Annotated in this window: 16 protein-coding genes; 7 read left to right on the forward strand and 9 right to left on the reverse strand. The window is 40.1% G+C overall.

Translation table 11 applies throughout. The annotated features are described in order from the left end of the window. Positions 1 to 8 precede the first annotated feature (8 nt). The 3 genes from ACOB80_RS15350 to ACOB80_RS15360 all read right to left on the reverse strand — a co-directional run bounded on the left by ACOB80_RS15350 (position 9) and on the right by ACOB80_RS15360 (position 2,245). On the reverse strand, positions 9 to 986 hold the full coding sequence (locus tag ACOB80_RS15350) for a glutathione S-transferase family protein (RefSeq protein WP_473166735.1): 978 nt from the start codon (positions 984 to 986) through the stop codon (positions 9 to 11). A gap of 58 nt (positions 987 to 1,044) precedes the next feature. Next, the gene (locus tag ACOB80_RS15355) at positions 1,045 to 1,740 is read right to left on the reverse strand and encodes a pirin family protein (protein WP_473166736.1); all 696 of its coding nucleotides are present in this window, start codon (positions 1,738 to 1,740) and stop codon (positions 1,045 to 1,047) included. A gap of 61 nt (positions 1,741 to 1,801) precedes the next feature. Further along, positions 1,802 to 2,245 carry a DoxX family protein gene (locus tag ACOB80_RS15360; protein ID WP_473166737.1) on the reverse strand — a complete coding sequence of 148 codons (444 nt, stop codon included), beginning with the start codon at positions 2,243 to 2,245 and terminating at the stop codon, positions 1,802 to 1,804. 167 nt (positions 2,246 to 2,412) lie between these two features. Between ACOB80_RS15360 and ACOB80_RS15365 the strand changes: the two genes are divergently transcribed. After that, on the forward strand, positions 2,413 to 3,306 hold the full coding sequence (locus tag ACOB80_RS15365; RefSeq protein ID WP_473166738.1) for a LysR family transcriptional regulator: 894 nt from the start codon (positions 2,413 to 2,415) through the stop codon (positions 3,304 to 3,306). A 131-nt stretch (positions 3,307 to 3,437) separates the two neighbouring features. Next, on the forward strand, positions 3,438 to 4,934 hold the full coding sequence (locus ACOB80_RS15370) for a serine hydrolase (protein ID WP_473166739.1): 1,497 nt from the start codon (positions 3,438 to 3,440) through the stop codon (positions 4,932 to 4,934). A 107-nt stretch (positions 4,935 to 5,041) separates the two neighbouring features. On the opposite strand, the gene ACOB80_RS15375 is transcribed toward ACOB80_RS15370, so the two are convergent. Together ACOB80_RS15375 and ACOB80_RS15380 are read right to left on the reverse strand one after the other, a co-directional pair. Then, complete coding sequence (locus tag ACOB80_RS15375; protein ID WP_473166740.1) at positions 5,042 to 5,833, reverse strand: trypsin-like serine protease; 792 nt, start codon at positions 5,831 to 5,833, stop codon at positions 5,042 to 5,044. Between the two features lie 13 nt (positions 5,834 to 5,846). Then, positions 5,847 to 6,872: a serine hydrolase domain-containing protein gene (locus tag ACOB80_RS15380; protein WP_473166741.1), complete on the reverse strand. Its 1,026-nt coding sequence runs from the start codon at positions 6,870 to 6,872 to the stop codon at positions 5,847 to 5,849. Positions 6,873 to 7,084: 212 nt separating this feature from the next. Here ACOB80_RS15380 and ACOB80_RS15385 point away from each other — a divergent pair, with 212 nt between their 5' ends. Beyond that, on the forward strand, positions 7,085 to 8,659 hold the full coding sequence (locus tag ACOB80_RS15385) for a winged helix-turn-helix domain-containing protein (protein ID WP_473166742.1): 1,575 nt from the start codon (positions 7,085 to 7,087) through the stop codon (positions 8,657 to 8,659). On the opposite strand, the gene ACOB80_RS15390 is transcribed toward ACOB80_RS15385, so the two are convergent. Beyond that, positions 8,656 to 9,372, reverse strand: a complete 717-nt coding sequence (locus ACOB80_RS15390; protein ID WP_473166743.1) for a lipoate--protein ligase family protein — start codon at positions 9,370 to 9,372, stop codon at positions 8,656 to 8,658. The two genes, ACOB80_RS15385 and ACOB80_RS15390, sit on opposite strands and share 4 nt — an antisense overlap. A gap of 220 nt (positions 9,373 to 9,592) precedes the next feature. Between ACOB80_RS15390 and ACOB80_RS15395 the strand changes: the two genes are divergently transcribed. Continuing rightward, a complete protein-coding gene (locus tag ACOB80_RS15395) occupies positions 9,593 to 10,069 on the forward strand; it encodes a DUF4920 domain-containing protein (RefSeq protein ID WP_473166744.1) in 477 nt (158 codons plus the stop codon). Between the two features lie 6 nt (positions 10,070 to 10,075). Continuing rightward, complete coding sequence (locus ACOB80_RS15400) at positions 10,076 to 10,645, forward strand: PepSY-associated TM helix domain-containing protein (RefSeq protein WP_473166745.1); 570 nt, start codon at positions 10,076 to 10,078, stop codon at positions 10,643 to 10,645. Between the two features lie 14 nt (positions 10,646 to 10,659). Here the strand turns inward: ACOB80_RS15400 and ACOB80_RS15405 are convergent, their stop codons facing one another. Next, positions 10,660 to 12,120, reverse strand: coding sequence for a GGDEF domain-containing protein (locus ACOB80_RS15405; RefSeq protein ID WP_473166746.1), 1,461 nt, complete (start codon positions 12,118 to 12,120; stop codon positions 10,660 to 10,662). Positions 12,121 to 12,264: 144 nt separating this feature from the next. On the opposite strand from ACOB80_RS15405, the gene ACOB80_RS15410 reads away from it, so the two are divergent. Continuing rightward, a complete protein-coding gene (locus ACOB80_RS15410) occupies positions 12,265 to 13,788 on the forward strand; it encodes a cryptochrome/photolyase family protein (RefSeq protein WP_473166747.1) in 1,524 nt (507 codons plus the stop codon). Between the two features lie 2 nt (positions 13,789 to 13,790). Next, positions 13,791 to 14,051 carry a DUF3081 family protein gene (locus ACOB80_RS15415; RefSeq protein WP_473166748.1) on the forward strand — a complete coding sequence of 87 codons (261 nt, stop codon included), beginning with the start codon at positions 13,791 to 13,793 and terminating at the stop codon, positions 14,049 to 14,051. 15 nt (positions 14,052 to 14,066) lie between these two features. Here ACOB80_RS15415 and ACOB80_RS15420 read toward each other — a convergent pair whose 3' ends face one another. Together ACOB80_RS15420 and ACOB80_RS15425 are read right to left on the reverse strand one after the other, a co-directional pair. Continuing rightward, positions 14,067 to 14,861: an SDR family NAD(P)-dependent oxidoreductase gene (locus ACOB80_RS15420; protein ID WP_473166749.1), complete on the reverse strand. Its 795-nt coding sequence runs from the start codon at positions 14,859 to 14,861 to the stop codon at positions 14,067 to 14,069. A 2-nt stretch (positions 14,862 to 14,863) separates the two neighbouring features. Then, positions 14,864 to 15,340, reverse strand: a complete 477-nt coding sequence (locus ACOB80_RS15425) for a thiol-disulfide oxidoreductase DCC family protein (protein ID WP_473166750.1) — start codon at positions 15,338 to 15,340, stop codon at positions 14,864 to 14,866. Positions 15,341 to 15,408: the final 68 nt, after the last annotated feature.

A 15,408-nucleotide genomic window follows, 5' to 3' on the forward strand; every position in this document is an offset into this window, starting at 1 on the left:
AAGCATTTTTACAACAACTCTCGGCGATGGGAAGAAAAATAATCGATGTCAGGCCCTAACGGCACAACACGTGTTGGGTTTATTCCGCCATGGCTATAATAGTAATGACGTTTGATATGGTAAAAATCGACAGTATCAGCAATGCCTTCTACTTGGTACAACTCCCTCAAGTAATTCGATAAGTTTTGATATTGTTCGATGGTTTTTATATTACATTTAAAATGGCCAACATAGACAGAGTCAAAGCGAATAAGCGTGGTAAACAAACGCCAGTCAGCTTCAGTAATGTCGCCTCCAGTTAGGTAGCGCTTACTTGCTAAAATACTTTCAACCTTATCTAATCCATTAAAAAGCTGTTCGACCGCCTCTTCATAAGCTTGCTGTGTCGTTGCAAAGCCCGCTTTATAAACGCCATTATTGATGTTGTGATAGATAAATTCGTTGATTTCATCTATTTCGTTTTGCAAGGCATTTGGATAGAGGTTCAAGGTGTTGCCTGTAATATCGTTAAACGCGGTATTAAACATGCGAATAATTTCAGCAGATTCATTACTAACAATGCGTTGTAGTTTTTTATCCCACAGTACGGGCACTGTTACTCGACCAGAATACCTTGCATCATTACGGGTATATATTTCATGCATGTAGCGGAATGAAAACAAATCATCACCAGAGCTGCCGGTTTCTGTATCAAATGTCCAACCATGTTCTAACATGTCAGGGCTAACTATAGAGACACTAATATGCTCTTCCAAACCCTTTAGCTTTCGAAAAATCAACGTGCGGTGGGCCCACGGGCACGCCAATGAAACATATAAATGATAGCGCCCACTTTCAGCTTTAAAACCTGAATCTCCAGAAGGCCCAGCTTCTCCGTTAGCAGTAACCCAATGTCTAAGTTGAGCTTGCTCACGTTTAAATTTACCTTGGCTTTTTTTGGTGTCATACCAAGTGTCATGCCAAACACCGTCTACTAATAATCCCATGTCCTGCCTCTTACGCTAATTGTTATCGATATACTGTTAACCAGCTTTTGAATTGCCATTAAGGTAAATCAAATATCAATGCCGTGACTTGATCTTCCTCTTGATTTAACAAGGTTACTTCGGCTTCGTGATTAATTTTTACGCCATCGCCAGCTTGCGCTAACGTTTCATTTATCATGAGAGTTCCACTAACGACGTGAATATAAACGTTACTACCAATTGAAGGGTTAAAATTTATTTGCTCTTCTGAGTTAAGGATCAGCTGATGTAATTTGGCATTTTGCCTAATTTTCAATGTGCCGCCTTCACCAGTAGGTGTCACAATAGTTGTTAAGCCTTGCTGATTACCAAAGTCTTTTTGCTGATAACTCGGCTGCTCTCCAAAAACGTTAGGCTCAATCCAAATTTGTAAAAACCTTAAGTCTTGATGGTTTGAACCATTAAATTCACTGTGAAAAATTCCTTTTCCTGCCGACATTAACTGAAACTCACCTGCTGGCAATACCTGCTCATGCCCTTGACTATCTTTGTGTTTAATAACCCCGTCCAAAACATAGCTAATAATCTCCATATCTCGGTGACCATGAGTTTCAAAGCCTGCACTCGGTGCGACGATATCGTCATTGATAACACGAAGAACAGAAAACCCCATGTGCTTTGGATCGTAATAACGCCCAAAGGAAAAGCTATGCTTACTCTCCAACCAACCAAAGTTAGCCTTTCCTCGTTCTTGGGCTTTCCTAATAGAAATCATGCTTTTCTCCTCAGAGTAATCATCTATATGGAAGATTTTGTGTAAGTGAAGAAATTAGCAATTACGCTAACTTCTTCGCTAACGCGTTATCAACAGCAAACTTACCGCCACCAGATAAAGCTAAAGACACACTCACGGCAAGTAACGCCAAGCCAAATTCATAACCATTATTCGACATAAATAGACCATTACTAAAGTGCACTGAGAAAATCGCCACCACCATAGTAAATGAAAGTGCTATTGCTGCTGGACGAGTTAACAGGCCTAGTAGAATAAACAAGCCACCAAAAAACTCTGCGCTGCCAGCTAACAACGCCATTAAAAAACCAGGCGCTAAACCAATTGATTCCATCCAGCCACCCGTGCCTTCTAATCCGTACCCGCCAAACCAACCAAAGAGTTTTTGTGCACCATGTGCCATAAAAATAATACCTACAGGTACACGTACCGCTAAGGTTGAAATTCCTGCATCACTTTCTAGAAACTTTCGTAACATTGCTTTCATTGTCATATCCTCAATAATTTTCAATTTAGATTAAATTTGTTAAACAAGCTGTATCACTTATTGAAATTGAGTATAAACAGTCTAAAATCAGTAAAAAATCGAAACATTTTAACCTATCAATTCAAATATTTTGAATAAAAGAATAATAATAGGTAGTTTTACTTTTTATGACACAGACTCTTAATATCGACGCCCTGCGCGCACTAGATGCCATTGATAAAACAGGAAGCTTTGCGGCCGCAGCTCAAAGTCTATATAAAGTTCCTTCGGCGCTAACCTATACCATCAAAAAATTAGAACAAGACTTAAACACTGAGCTATTTGATCGTTCCAAACAACGAGCCGTGCTAACCCCTGCTGGTAAGTTGGTATTAGAGCAAGGCAGAGAAATTTTGATTGCGACGCAAAAAATGCGCGATGCTGTTGAGCAGTTAGAATCTGGATGGGAACGCGAAATACGTATCGCCCGCGATACAGTTATTCCAAGCAACAAACTGCTGCCACTAATTAAAGAATTTTCGTCCTTAGAGCATAACGTTGATATTTCACTGAGCGTCGAAGCGCTAGGTGGTGGTTGGGATGCACTTCACAGCCAGCGAGCTGATATCGTTATCGGTGCTTCTGGAGAACTACCTAAAGGCATGTTTCATACACATATCATGGGAGAAATTAGGTTTGTTTTCGTTGTACCGCCTAAGCACCCCTTAGCTAAATGCAAACAACAAATTGAAGCTGAACATTTACGCGACTTTCCTGCTGTTGTCGTCGCCGATAGTTCTCAATTTCTGCCAAGCCGTGATAGTGGGCTATTTACCAGTAAACAAGTCATTCGCGTTAACAATATGAGTACTAAAGTTAACGCTCAACTAGCAGGTGTTGGCGTTGGCTTTTTGCCACTCCATTTAGCGCAACCCTATCTAGATTCAGGTGAGTTAGTGCAAAAAGCGTGCGCAATTCCTAGGCCAAATCAAAACCTTTACCTAGCTTGGCACAAGAATCAGCAAGGTAAAGCCTTTGAGTGGTTCATCGATAAGTTATGTAAACTCGATTGGCAGCTGTAACCTTAAAGGCAAGTAAACTTATCTGAACGCTCACAATGTGGACGAAATGTGAAACTTTCGTTTCCCTATTTACACTTTCGTTACAACTCAGTAATTTAACGGCTTTATCAACAATAAAAACAACAACCTCTATGATTAAACGTCGAATATCAAGCTTGCTAATAGCCTTGTTAATATTACCTCTGTCAGTCAACGCTTCTAGCAATGACAAGTCTTTTACCGATGTTGAACAAGAACTTGAACAGCTGAGAAAGAAATACGATGCGCCGGGTATGGCGATTGCAGTGGTAAAGGATAATAAAATAGTTTACACGCAAGGCTTTGGTTACCGCGATTTAGCTAAAAAATTACCGGTAAATGATGAAACTGTATTTTCTATTGGCTCGATTGCTAAATCTTTTACGGGAGCAATGACCGGCGTTTTAGCGGAACAAAACAAATTATCTCTTCAAGATAGCCCTATAAAACATTTGCCATACTTGTCCTTCAATACAGAGTTAATGAATCAACAGGTCAAAATTAAAGACCTACTTCGTCACGGCAGCGGTTTAGGCAATTTAGACGGCAGCATTGTACTTTTCCCAGAAACTGACAAAAGTCTCATCGCAAAACGGCTTAAGTACTTGCAGCCAGAAGGCGCAGTAAACGATAGCTGGATATATAGTAATGTAAGTTACGCATTAACGGGTGCGGTTATGGAAGCCGCTTCTGGTCTTTCTTGGCAAGCATTATTGCAATCTTCATTGTTATCACCACTTAAGATGGATAGCACTTATAGCAGCGTAGCAGCCTTATCCGATGTAGAAAACCTTTCTCTAGGCTACGGAAAAACAAGTAATGGTATGATTGAAGTCCCCTTTGAACAGTTTCATGCGAACGAGCCTGGCGGTGCTATTAGCAGTAATGTCAAAGACATGAGTCACTGGATGATGGCATGGCTTAATAAGGGTAAATTTAACGACGTACAAGTCATTCCTGGCAACTACGTCGAGGCAGCCACACAAATTCAAAATATTACACCGCAAGGTGGTGCCGATGCAGAAGTTTACCTATTTGGCGTAGGTTATGGCTGGAAGGTCAACTCACACAAAGGTCATTATAAAGTGCATCACGGGGGCAACACTTCTGGCTTTAGTGCGCAATTAGTCATGTTCCCTAACAGCAAGCTAGGTATTATTGCGTTGACCAACCAAACGCTATCAGTGCTGCCATACCTTGCTGTGGACATTCTAACAAACCACATGTTGGAACTACCTAAAACTCCAGTTGAGCACTACCCAGTTGTTATCACTGATGTGTATGAACTCGAAGATAAATTACCAGACATTCAGGAAAGCAAGCTTCCTCATGGTAATCTAACAAGCTATGCGGGAAGTTACTCTGCTAAAGGCTACGGCACGGTGAAAATAGAAAATACAGGAAATAACCTCACCATTAAATTCCCAGTACACACATTTGGCCTTAAACATCAAAAAGACAATATCTTCGAGATGATGGCGGTGGAAAATTTCCCTCGCTTTTTTGACCCAAGGTATCAGCTTTCCTTCGATGCAAATAATCAAGGTGATATCGAGAGCTTTCGCATTTATCTGCAAAGCTACCCAATTACATTTATCAAAGAAAGTTAATACAACAAGGTTTAAGCGGCATGTTCAGTGAAACAGCTGAGCATGCCACCTTCAACATTTCAGTGCATTGCATAAATAGTTTTTGCTCAGGCACTTTTTGTCTCAGGCTACCGAGCCGTATGACTTTCAATCCAATCGACGTAGGCCGATATTCGCACTTGATAAGACCTTCCTCCATAAAGGCCATGCTTAAAGTCTTTGAGGTCGCCTGAAACAAAATCCCAACTAAAAAGACCGACGAGATAATCTTGGTTACCGTTTCGGAATATCAACGGACCACCACTATCGCCGGAGCCGTCAATACCTTCTAATGGCGTGCTATTTATTCCTTGATCTAACGTAATAGATAACCAATCACCTTCTGCGAGCTCAATTTTGTTGGTCATTTTTCGAAGTATTTTTTCTCGCTTAGATTCTAAAATAGAGCCCTTTTTACCGTTACCGGTAGCTCCTTTACCGTAAGCGGTAATTTCAATGCCTAACTCGTCGCTTTTCCTATACAGCTTTAACGGTGTCACTTGTTTAACAGGATCTTTTAATTTAATAAGCGCGATATCACTGGTTGATTTCATAAAAGTCATCAAAGGCTGTGCGTCACCTTTAAATAGTGAATTGTCAGGCTTTCGTGCATTGTGGTGAATAATCACTTGCTCTACTTCATAAGGTTGCCCCTTAACGACTATCGTTTTGCCACGATAGTCGGCAAATATAAGGTGAGCGACTGTCACTATCCATTTCGGCTTAATCAATACACCGTGACCTTCCCCTGGCATATCAATTAAATATTCAGGCGACTTTTGGACAAGATAGCGCTCTTTTTCGACATCATGTCTAATAACTACTGAGTGACTAGACAGGGAAGTCACTAACAATAAAACGGTAATGACCAAAGCTTTCATAGACTCTTCCCCTCTATAACGCTTGGCTGTTATTTAACAGCTCCGCAATCTTTCGCTTGAGAGTAAACAACGTCGACTTATCGCCATCACTCGACATCAAAACAATAATGATATTATTGGCAAAATCATGATATTTAATCGCATGATGATCTGGATGTGAGCTGCCATCGTGTTCCCACCACAACAGTTGATTATTGTCACCTTTTTGATAGCGGCCAAAGTCGAATCGTGCTCTTTGTTTTTGCCCTGATAGCTCATCTCCATTTAACCCTAACTGAACACTTTCTTTGCTTAATAGCTGCCCACTAGAGAGGGCTTTCTCCAACAAGTAGAGGTCATAAGGCGTGGTAAACATAGTCATACCAAGAATAGCGTTTGGATCTTGTTTGGCGACAAAGTTTGGTTGGTGTAAAGGCATTGCACTTGGATTAACCGAGTCTCGCATGCCTGCAGGAATAAATATATATTGCTGTAAGTAAGCGTCAAAATCGGTTTTTGCCACTTTCTCTACTATGAGCGCACGTAGAACAATATTTAAATTGCCATAATAAAAGTCGCTTCCAGGTGGAAACTTCAGTTGGGTAATTGCATTTAATTGCGTAATAATATGAGAGGTTTCAACGTTATCTATCCAGTCAATGCGCTCTAACCCAGAAGTATGTGTCATTAAATGTTCAACAGTGACATCTTTCGCCCACGCTCCCAAAAAAGGCAAGTGCTTATATACAGAACCTGTTAACTTAAGCTTACCTCGTTCAACCAACTGCAGAATTGCAATAGTGGTTAGCTCTTTGGCGATTGAACCAGCATTAAAGGCATGATTTTCTGTTAAAGGAATATTCCTTTCCTTGTCTGCGTAACCGAACTGCTGATAAAAGACGACTTGTTGCACTGTGCCCACAAGAACAGAACCATTAAAACCTGATTCCTTTTGCGCAGTTTCAACGAGTTTTTTTACAGCCAGCATACTGGCGACCGATTTAGCATCCGCACAAAAAACGGGCGTGAGTAAAAGCAATAACACGATATTTTTAACCATAAGATCTACGACAACTTCTATTGAATAATAACTGTTGCCAGCAAGCTTATTATCAAGGAGTTTTTTCTAACAGTGACGTATAGTTAATTTTGGTGACACAGGGTGACAATATGCTCTTACCCCTTGTAATTCAGACACTTTCATTGTTTACGTAGGTTTTAAATGTTACTCTTTCAGAGACTCTTTTACTCAATGGCGCGGATACAATTAAGGTGAAAATTCAGCTTGGTGAAGACCTATTAATCGATAGTGAATCACGACAAGTTTATAAAGGTACAGAATCACTTAATCTAACCGATTTGAGTTTTAGATTACTCATGGCTCTTGTTGAAAGTGCGCCTGAAACAGTGAGTAAAGATGCTTTAATCGAAAAAGTATGGCGTGGTCGAGTGGTGTCAGAAGAAACGTTGAAACAGCGAATTTCTCGCCTACGTACACTACTCCAAGATGACCATAATGCTCCACAGTATATCGCCAGTATTAGAGGTGAAGGTTACCGACTTGTTGCCAGCACTAATGAAGTGTCTGCACCCAAAAACAACCGGAAATCGATAACCGCGCAACATTTATATACCCGTACAATTCCTCTAGTACTTGTCTTAGCTATATGTGCATTGGGCGTTTTAATGCTCAGCAACCAAGAAAGCCCTGCGCCTAACAATCAAGAGATAACCGCACAAGATCACATTAATACTGCGATTGTTTATTACCGCAGATACTTAGCAAAGGATAACGTTATCGCACAGCGCTTTTTTGATAAAGCGTTACTACTCGAACCAAATAATGCTGACGCTCTTGCGGGTCTTGCTAATGTTTACTCTCAATCATATTTGCAATTTGGTGGAAGCTACTCAAAATCACAACTCGCTGTAGAGTATGCGAAGAAAGCAACTGAAATTGATAGTAACAATGCGGGTGCATTTAAAGCCCTTGGCTTAGCGTATCTTGCACAGGGCAAATACCCTTTAGCGCTAGAAGCAAATCAACAAGCATCTATTATTGATCCTAAGTGGGCTGCACCAATTAACAACAGTGCAGAGCTGCAATCAGAGTTGGGCAATCAAGTTGCGGCCTATCAGTTGATCCAACAAGCCATAGCCCTCGATGTTAAAGACCCTATCCCGTACGCTCAACTAGGGGTGATTTATCAAGCACTGTCGCTAAATGAAAAAGCACAAGAAGCCTACCAATACTGCTTATCTTTAAAGCCTGATTACTTATTTGCTCAACTACATATGGTTAATTTCTGGATAAGCGTAAATAATTATTCGTCAGCACAATCCATGTTGGACTCAATATTTTCGAGCTACCCAAATAATAAAGATGCCTTGTATTTACAAGGGCTACTCCACCTGATTCAGAATAAACCTATCCTTGCGAAACAATCGTTTACAACAGCTACAGAGGAAACAGAATTTAGTAGTAAAATCATGGCAGATCTCAGACTAGCGATCTTAAGGCAAGACAAGGTTCTACTGCGTAAAGTTAGCAATGAAATTCAGCATAGAATAGAGCAAGGTGATTTATGGTCGGGCTTGAATTATGGCCAAGCCTTGATTGCGACTTACAATAGTGAATATCCACAAGCGATAATTGCTCTGCAAAGCGCAATTATCGGCGGATTTACTCAATTTTGGCTCATTGAGCAAGACCCTCAGCTTCAAAAACTTATACAACAAAATACCCCCCAAATTTTGAAGTTAAAGCAAATAATACAAAAAGCCAAACAAAAACAGGCAAGTGTGGCTGCACAGATTAAAACAATAGTACGCCACGGTAAAAACTAGCGGTAAAGCTTACTGTCGATAAATGCTTGCGTGAGTGCTTGATAAAGCTCGTCGATGCTGGGTTTTTCAGTTAAGTGTTCAAACAAGCAAGTATGCACATCAGCTTTCACACGCTCTTCATGACCACAGTCTTGATAGCATTGGTTCACTGGTGACACTAACTGGGTCATATCTGCATCAATTAAAATACATGCTTGCGCCAATACAATTTTATCGCCACCAGATTTTAAAATAACTCGCTGAGCAGTACCGACAATTTTCTTATCATTTATATTCACATTGTAATCACCATCACAATAAGAATAAGGGGTCGCATGTACATGGGTTTTAACCCCTTGATTAGCAAAAAATTGCGTAAGAACTTCACATAAATTTTTGTAAGCTTGGGTGATAGAATAAGGCACTGCTTTAGGCCACACGTACAAATGAGATAAATTAATAACCCCTGCTGTTTGTGGCACCGGCGCACCACCCGTTCGCCTAGACAAAAGCTGCCATCCATTGGCATTTAATTGTTTTTCAAAGTCAGTTGATGTTTGCCACTTATTACTCGCAGGTAACACCAACGTTGGCTGTTGGCTTTGCCAGAGCATTAAACACTGCTCTAACTCGCCAGACTGCATTTGTTTAATTAACTGAGTTTCTTTATTAAACGCATGTTCAACAGAGGAATTCTTTATTCTAACAATGCGGTTTTTTGTTTTATCTACCATCAGCTTATTCAATATCAAAGATTATTGTTTTTCATCGTAAAATTCGCAGAGTCTGACGTTTAATAGCGTCGAGTATATCGAAATGCCGAAGCAAAGATGTTATAAAACTCGCGGGGGATAAAGATGCAAATTAACAGCTTTAGATAATATCAGTCGAAACGACTTTTAAACAGAAAGTTGTGATTTGTTTTTCAATAATACGGACACATTGAGAAAGAATATGAATACCCACAAAACATTGTTCACATTATTTACTGCAGCTTTTTTGGCAATAACATCTACTGTCGCATTCGCAGACCAATCTTTTGGTACAGGCACTGATAAAAGCCTATTAACAAAGATATCTACTATACTGGCTAGCCCAGAGCAATATGTTGATCAGCAAGTTACCGTCGAGGGTGCTATCGTCAAAGTGTGCAAAAAACGAGGTTGTTGGATGGAGTTAGCATCAGACAAGCAGTACAAAACATTGCGCATTAAAGTCAGGGATGGCGATATGGTTTTTCCTATGACAGCAATGGGAAAAACAGCCTACGCAACAGGTAAATTAAAAGCTATTCCGTTAGATTTAGAAGCTTCAAAAAGATACCTAGCTTACCAAGCCAAGGAAATAGATGAGGAATTTGACCCTGCAACGGTGACAGAGCCAATTACTATCTATCAAGTATCTCCTTCAGGCGTTACTATTGAAGATTAAGCAGTAATGAAGTTAGACATTAATTGGTTTAAGCTAAATAGAAGTCTTCATCGTGATATTGGTTATTTTTGTATTGGAATGACACTAATATTTGCGATATCGGGCATCGCACTTAACCATGTGGAAGATTGGAACCCCAATTATCAAGTCTCGCAAGAGACTGTCCATATTGCCGAATTAAGCGCTCGATTGGATAAAGATGACTTTGAACCATGGCTGTTAAAAGAACTCGCCCTCGATACCAAAATTAAAGCGCGCTTTAAGCAGTCACCAATCAAACTTAAACTCTTTTCAACAGATGAGCATACTATTCTCATTAACAAGAAAACTAACCAAGTCATTATTGAACAGGTAAAAGCTCGTCCTTTATTGAGAAGTTTGAATTTTCTTCATCTAAATGAAGCCAGAAAAGCTTGGACGTATTTTTCTGATTTTTATGCTGCTTTACTCATTTATTTAGCGCTTTCGGCACTGTTTATGATTAAAGGCAAGAAAGGGGTTATAGGCCCAAGAGGGCTGTTAGTTGCCGCAGGCTTTGTGATCCCTGCGGCATTTGTGGTTTTCTATGCTACTTAAAAGTTAGTTAATTGCTAGGCCAACTGTATGTTCACCTGGTTTCTTCCGTTGTTTTTCGAGGCATATAACGCTTCATCTGCACGTTTAGAGAAGTCACCACTGGTGTCATGTTCACCTAAAAAGTGAGTGACCCCTAAGCTAATGGTCACTCGCTCCACTTTATCAAAGGTAAACTCTTCAACTTTTTCTCTTAAACGCTCTGCTAACAATTGTGCATGCGGTAATTCTGTGTCAGGCAGCAAAATAGAAAACTCTTCGCCGCCAGTACGATAAAGCGTGTCATTTCTTCGTAAGGCGTGCTGACAGATTTTAACTACATCGATTAGCGTACTATCACCAACATCGTGACCAAAGTTGTCATTAACACGCTTAAAGTGATCGATATCGAAGAATATCAACGAAAGAGGCGTATCATCAGCTAAGCTTTTCTGAATTGCAGCTTCTCTTTCTATATCCCACTTTAAACGATTAAAACAGCCGGTTAGGTGATCTTTAGTCACTTGTTCTGTTAACTTTTTCGACGTGCTCTCTCGTTCCTCAATATCTGACGAAACTGTTGAAATCATGTCAGACAAATTTGCCGATAAAGCACTTAACTCATCACTTGATTTGACATGTTCAACGTCTTCAAGAGGAATGCCTTCTTTAGATTGAATAGCGGTGGTAACTCTCTCTATGTTACGAGACATTTTACCGATACTAGATTTTATGCTGATAACGATAACGGCTGCCAATGCGACACCAATGATAAGGGCAATCATGCTTAGCGAATAATTAATGAGCTCAAATTGTCGCTCATGCTCTAGCGCCAGATTGGCTTTTTGCTGAGTAACCTTTTCTATCGCATGCAGAAGAGCAATAGCACCGTGATCAAATTGTTCATCTAATTCAATTAACTGCGCTACTTTGTCTTTTTCAAATCCTTGCTCTAACAAGAGTACAAAGTGTTTTTCCATTTCTTTATGGTGGGATTTCAATTGAATAAGTGACTGCTTTAATTCCATAAAGGTTGCTGCATCTTCGGTATTAATACCTTTATCAAGCGTTTCTAGTGCCAGTGAAAATTCTTGATAAATACGCTTATTCCACTGGTGCATATTTTTCTTTTCTTCGCTGAAATCAGTATTGCCAAGTAATTGCTTTCTTAACAATTCGTCAAACAAAATACGTTGTTCTAGCTGGGCAATTTCAATTTCGCTAGCATGTTCCGAAAGAGGTACATCTACTTCGGCAATTTCACGCAATTCTTTGCCTATTTGCTGCAACGACACCACAGAATGCAACAACAAAGCTAAGATAAAACTCAATAGGATGAATACAGTTCCACCCACTTTCTTAGAAATTGTCCAACGAATTTTTGACGCCATGTCTGCTACTACTACCTTTTTTGTTTTGTGTTTTTCTTCTCTTAACAGCGAGTCATTGTAGAAGTCATATATAAATGGGTCAAACTCATCTCGCCTTGGCTTATTCAATGCTGCCTTGATCAATTTAGCTAAATATTTCGTAAAACAGTTAAGAAGAAAAGATTATTTACTCAAGACAATCAGCGAGAACCAGTAGCAGTGGATTACCTATCACAATGGCCCAGTAGGCGTTTTAACACACTAAAATTAATTTTGGGTGATCAATTAAACGCGCAACATTCATGGTTTCAAGAAAATGATCTGCAAACTATTTTTCTCATCGCTGAACTCAAACAAGAAACCGACTACGCCAAACATCACATTCAAAAAGTTGCCGCTTTCTTTGCCTCGATGGGCAATTTTGCCCTAGCGCTAAAATCTGCCGGTCATCAAGTCGTCTATTTGACACTTGATGATACTTGTCAATTTAGGAGCCTAACGGATCTTTTACATGATGTTATTACGCGATTAGGCATCACCTCATTTCACTATCAGCAACCAGATGAGTATCGACTTGCCTCACAGCTTCAAGACTTTTGCCACGATTTATCAATTAACACACATTGTGCTTCAACAGAGCACTTTTATCTCGAGCATCATGAGCTAGCAACCTACTTTTCTTCGGGCACAGGCAGCCGTATGGAAATGTTTTATCGCAAGATGCGTAAACGCTTTTCGATTTTGATGAACAAAGATAAACCACTCGGCGATAAATGGAATTTTGACAAGGATAACCGCAATAAAATAAAGCCGTCTGAACTTAGAAGCATTCCTGAGCCGTTAATGTTTCAAACCGATGTTGGCGATATTATCGAACGTTTGAAGCGACATCAGGTCATAACAATAGGTAACACGGAAGACACCCTACTTTGGCCAGTATCAAGAATTCAAGCTAAAGAGTTACTGCATTATTTTTGCCGTTATTTGTTGCCAAACTTTGGAAAATATCAAGACGCTATGACGGCGAATTCGGCATCAAAGTGGAGCTTGTATCATTCAAGGTTGTCGTTCGCGTTGAACACAAAAATGCTGTCTCCGCACCTTGTAGTCTCTACAGCTCTCGAATACTTTCAGCAAGGAAAAGATCACATATCATTGGCGCAAATAGAAGGGTTTGTCAGACAAATATTAGGATGGCGAGAATTTGTAAGGGGCATTTATTGGGCAAATATGCCGAATTACAGCCAGCTTAATAGTTTAAACGCTCAGCAAGATTTACCAGGTTATTTCTGGACAGGCCAGACCAAAATGAAATGTATGAGTGAATGTATCAATCAATCTCTTGATTACGCCTATGCCCATCATATTCAGCGTCTAATGGTAACAGGCAACTTCTGCTTGCTAACGGGTATCAACCCAGATGAAGTAGACGACTGGTACTTAGGCATTTACATCGACGCTATAGAATGGGTTGAAATGCCAAATACACGGGGAATGAGTCAATTTGCAGATGGTGGCCTTTTGGCAAGCAAGCCTTATGCGGCAAGTGGTAATTACATTAACAAAATGAGTGATTACTGCAGTAAATGCCATTATAGCGTCAAAGAAAAAGTTGGTGAGAGAGCTTGTCCCTTTAACAGTTTGTATTGGTTATTCATGGTTAAGCACAGAGAAACGCTTGCTAAAAACCCACGAACAAGTTTAGTGTTTAAAAACTGGGATAAGCAAGATGAAGAAGCCAGACAAGCCGTTGTCACTCAAGCAGAATATTACTTACTTAACATCGAAAGGTTATAGTCATGAAAAATCAGTTAGACGTTACCAAAGCACTAAACACTTTTAATACGATTACCAAACTCGGTGAGAAAACAGACTCAGGCTACTTTTACGAGGGAATTTACGCACAAACTGACTTCGATGGTTACACCGTCATGCTCACTGATAAAACCACACAGTTATCGATATTCTTTCACAATAAATATCAGATAGACGGACCTGATAACGCGGCTTTAGAGCGCTTTACCAAAAAGTTAGACTACATTGCCAAGACTTCAAACTAGTTTACCCTTTGACACTCACCAAGGTATTTGCTCACCTTGCCAATCAAGGTAGTGGATTGTTTCACTTGGCGACAATGATTTTTCCACCGTTAATAAGCACTGAGCGGTAAATTCAGGCGTAAACAGCTTGTGCTCTGGAACATTGCGTTGAAAAGGTTTGGACAAAGCCGTGTCTGTTGTTCCAGGGTGAAAAAGCAGAAACTGCCACTGTTTATGCTTTCGCTTCAATTCGATTGCAGCCGTTTTAACCATCATGTTTAACGCAGCCTTCGAGCCTCTATAACTATACCAACCGCCCAAATGGTTATCGCCGATGCTTGCCACTCTCGCACTAAGGACAGTTACCGTTAGCTGCTTGCCTTGAACCAAGTGTTCCAGCTGCCCTAACCATAGCAAAGGTAATATTGTATTTACCTGTACAATTTGTAAAAAGCTATCTACTGAAAAGTCAGACATTTTCTTTTCAGGCTGAATATTTTCTTTGTGCAACATTCCCGTAAATATATAAACCTTGCTGATATTGGCTCGGTAGTTAAGGATTTTTTGCGACGCCTTAACGATTGCCTGCTCAGAGCTATCACTCGCGACGTAAATGATTTTTTCACTTGACCCATCTACCACCGGATTTTCATGAAACGTCGGAGCCGTGCGAGACACAACGAATATACGCTGCACGTCTTGGCTTTGAGTTAATTGAGTGATCAGCGCTTTGGCAATGCCACTGTTTCCACCAACGATTAACACGTCACTTACGTTCGAGGAAAGGCTCACTGAATCTTCACTAAACATATTGGAATTTTCACTCGCCATGATTAAGCGCTCTTATTTTTGTTTTGATCTTTTCTTGTAAAGGCGATGACATTACTTTTTTGGCTATTAGCTTGCTCTTTGCTCTCAGAAAAAATAATTTCGCATTGGCCTTTACAGCGTCTTTGTCCAGTTAAAAAATACGAAATGGCATAACGATTTTTAGCAAATAGTACATAGGCTTTATCTAGCACGGCTCTGAGCCAACGCCACTTTAGCGGTTTAACCCATCGTCCTTTGCCAACAAGTGTCCAGGCTAAGTAAGTCACATCCAATCCTGTCAAGACTTCACCTGTGTCTAACTTGCCATGTAAAACTTGATTGGCTTTCTCTGGGTCTATATCGGGAAAACGATAGATAAAATCTTGTTGATGAATATCTTCCAGTGCAAGCTGGCCTTGCCAATCGGCTTCCATCAGGTGGCGCATTTCTTTAACGCACAACGGACAGTGAGAATCAACGAATATGGTGAGGGTTGCCATGTATTTTTGTTTCGAGTATCAGATAAAAATTAGTAAAAATAAATACGGATATTGACCATGTATTGATC

The organism is Thalassotalea coralli (genome assembly GCF_055786205.1).

Coding starts and splice junctions, on each gene's coding strand:
- ACOB80_RS15400 (WP_473166745.1), top strand. CDS start 10,076: ATGAAGTTAGACATTAATTGGTTTAAGCTAAATAGAAGTCTTCATCGT.
- ACOB80_RS15370 (WP_473166739.1), top strand. CDS start 3,438: ATGATTAAACGTCGAATATCAAGCTTGCTAATAGCCTTGTTAATATTA.
- ACOB80_RS15375 (WP_473166740.1), bottom strand. CDS start 5,833: ATGAAAGCTTTGGTCATTACCGTTTTATTGTTAGTGACTTCCCTGTCT.
- ACOB80_RS15425 (WP_473166750.1), bottom strand. CDS start 15,340: ATGGCAACCCTCACCATATTCGTTGATTCTCACTGTCCGTTGTGCGTT.
- ACOB80_RS15415 (WP_473166748.1), top strand. CDS start 13,791: ATGAAAAATCAGTTAGACGTTACCAAAGCACTAAACACTTTTAATACG.
- ACOB80_RS15420 (WP_473166749.1), bottom strand. CDS start 14,861: ATGGCGAGTGAAAATTCCAATATGTTTAGTGAAGATTCAGTGAGCCTT.
- ACOB80_RS15380 (WP_473166741.1), bottom strand. CDS start 6,872: ATGGTTAAAAATATCGTGTTATTGCTTTTACTCACGCCCGTTTTTTGT.
- ACOB80_RS15365 (WP_473166738.1), top strand. CDS start 2,413: ATGACACAGACTCTTAATATCGACGCCCTGCGCGCACTAGATGCCATT.
- ACOB80_RS15395 (WP_473166744.1), top strand. CDS start 9,593: ATGAATACCCACAAAACATTGTTCACATTATTTACTGCAGCTTTTTTG.
- ACOB80_RS15360 (WP_473166737.1), bottom strand. CDS start 2,245: ATGAAAGCAATGTTACGAAAGTTTCTAGAAAGTGATGCAGGAATTTCA.
- ACOB80_RS15355 (WP_473166736.1), bottom strand. CDS start 1,740: ATGATTTCTATTAGGAAAGCCCAAGAACGAGGAAAGGCTAACTTTGGT.
- ACOB80_RS15390 (WP_473166743.1), bottom strand. CDS start 9,372: ATGGTAGATAAAACAAAAAACCGCATTGTTAGAATAAAGAATTCCTCT.
- ACOB80_RS15350 (WP_473166735.1), bottom strand. CDS start 986: ATGGGATTATTAGTAGACGGTGTTTGGCATGACACTTGGTATGACACC.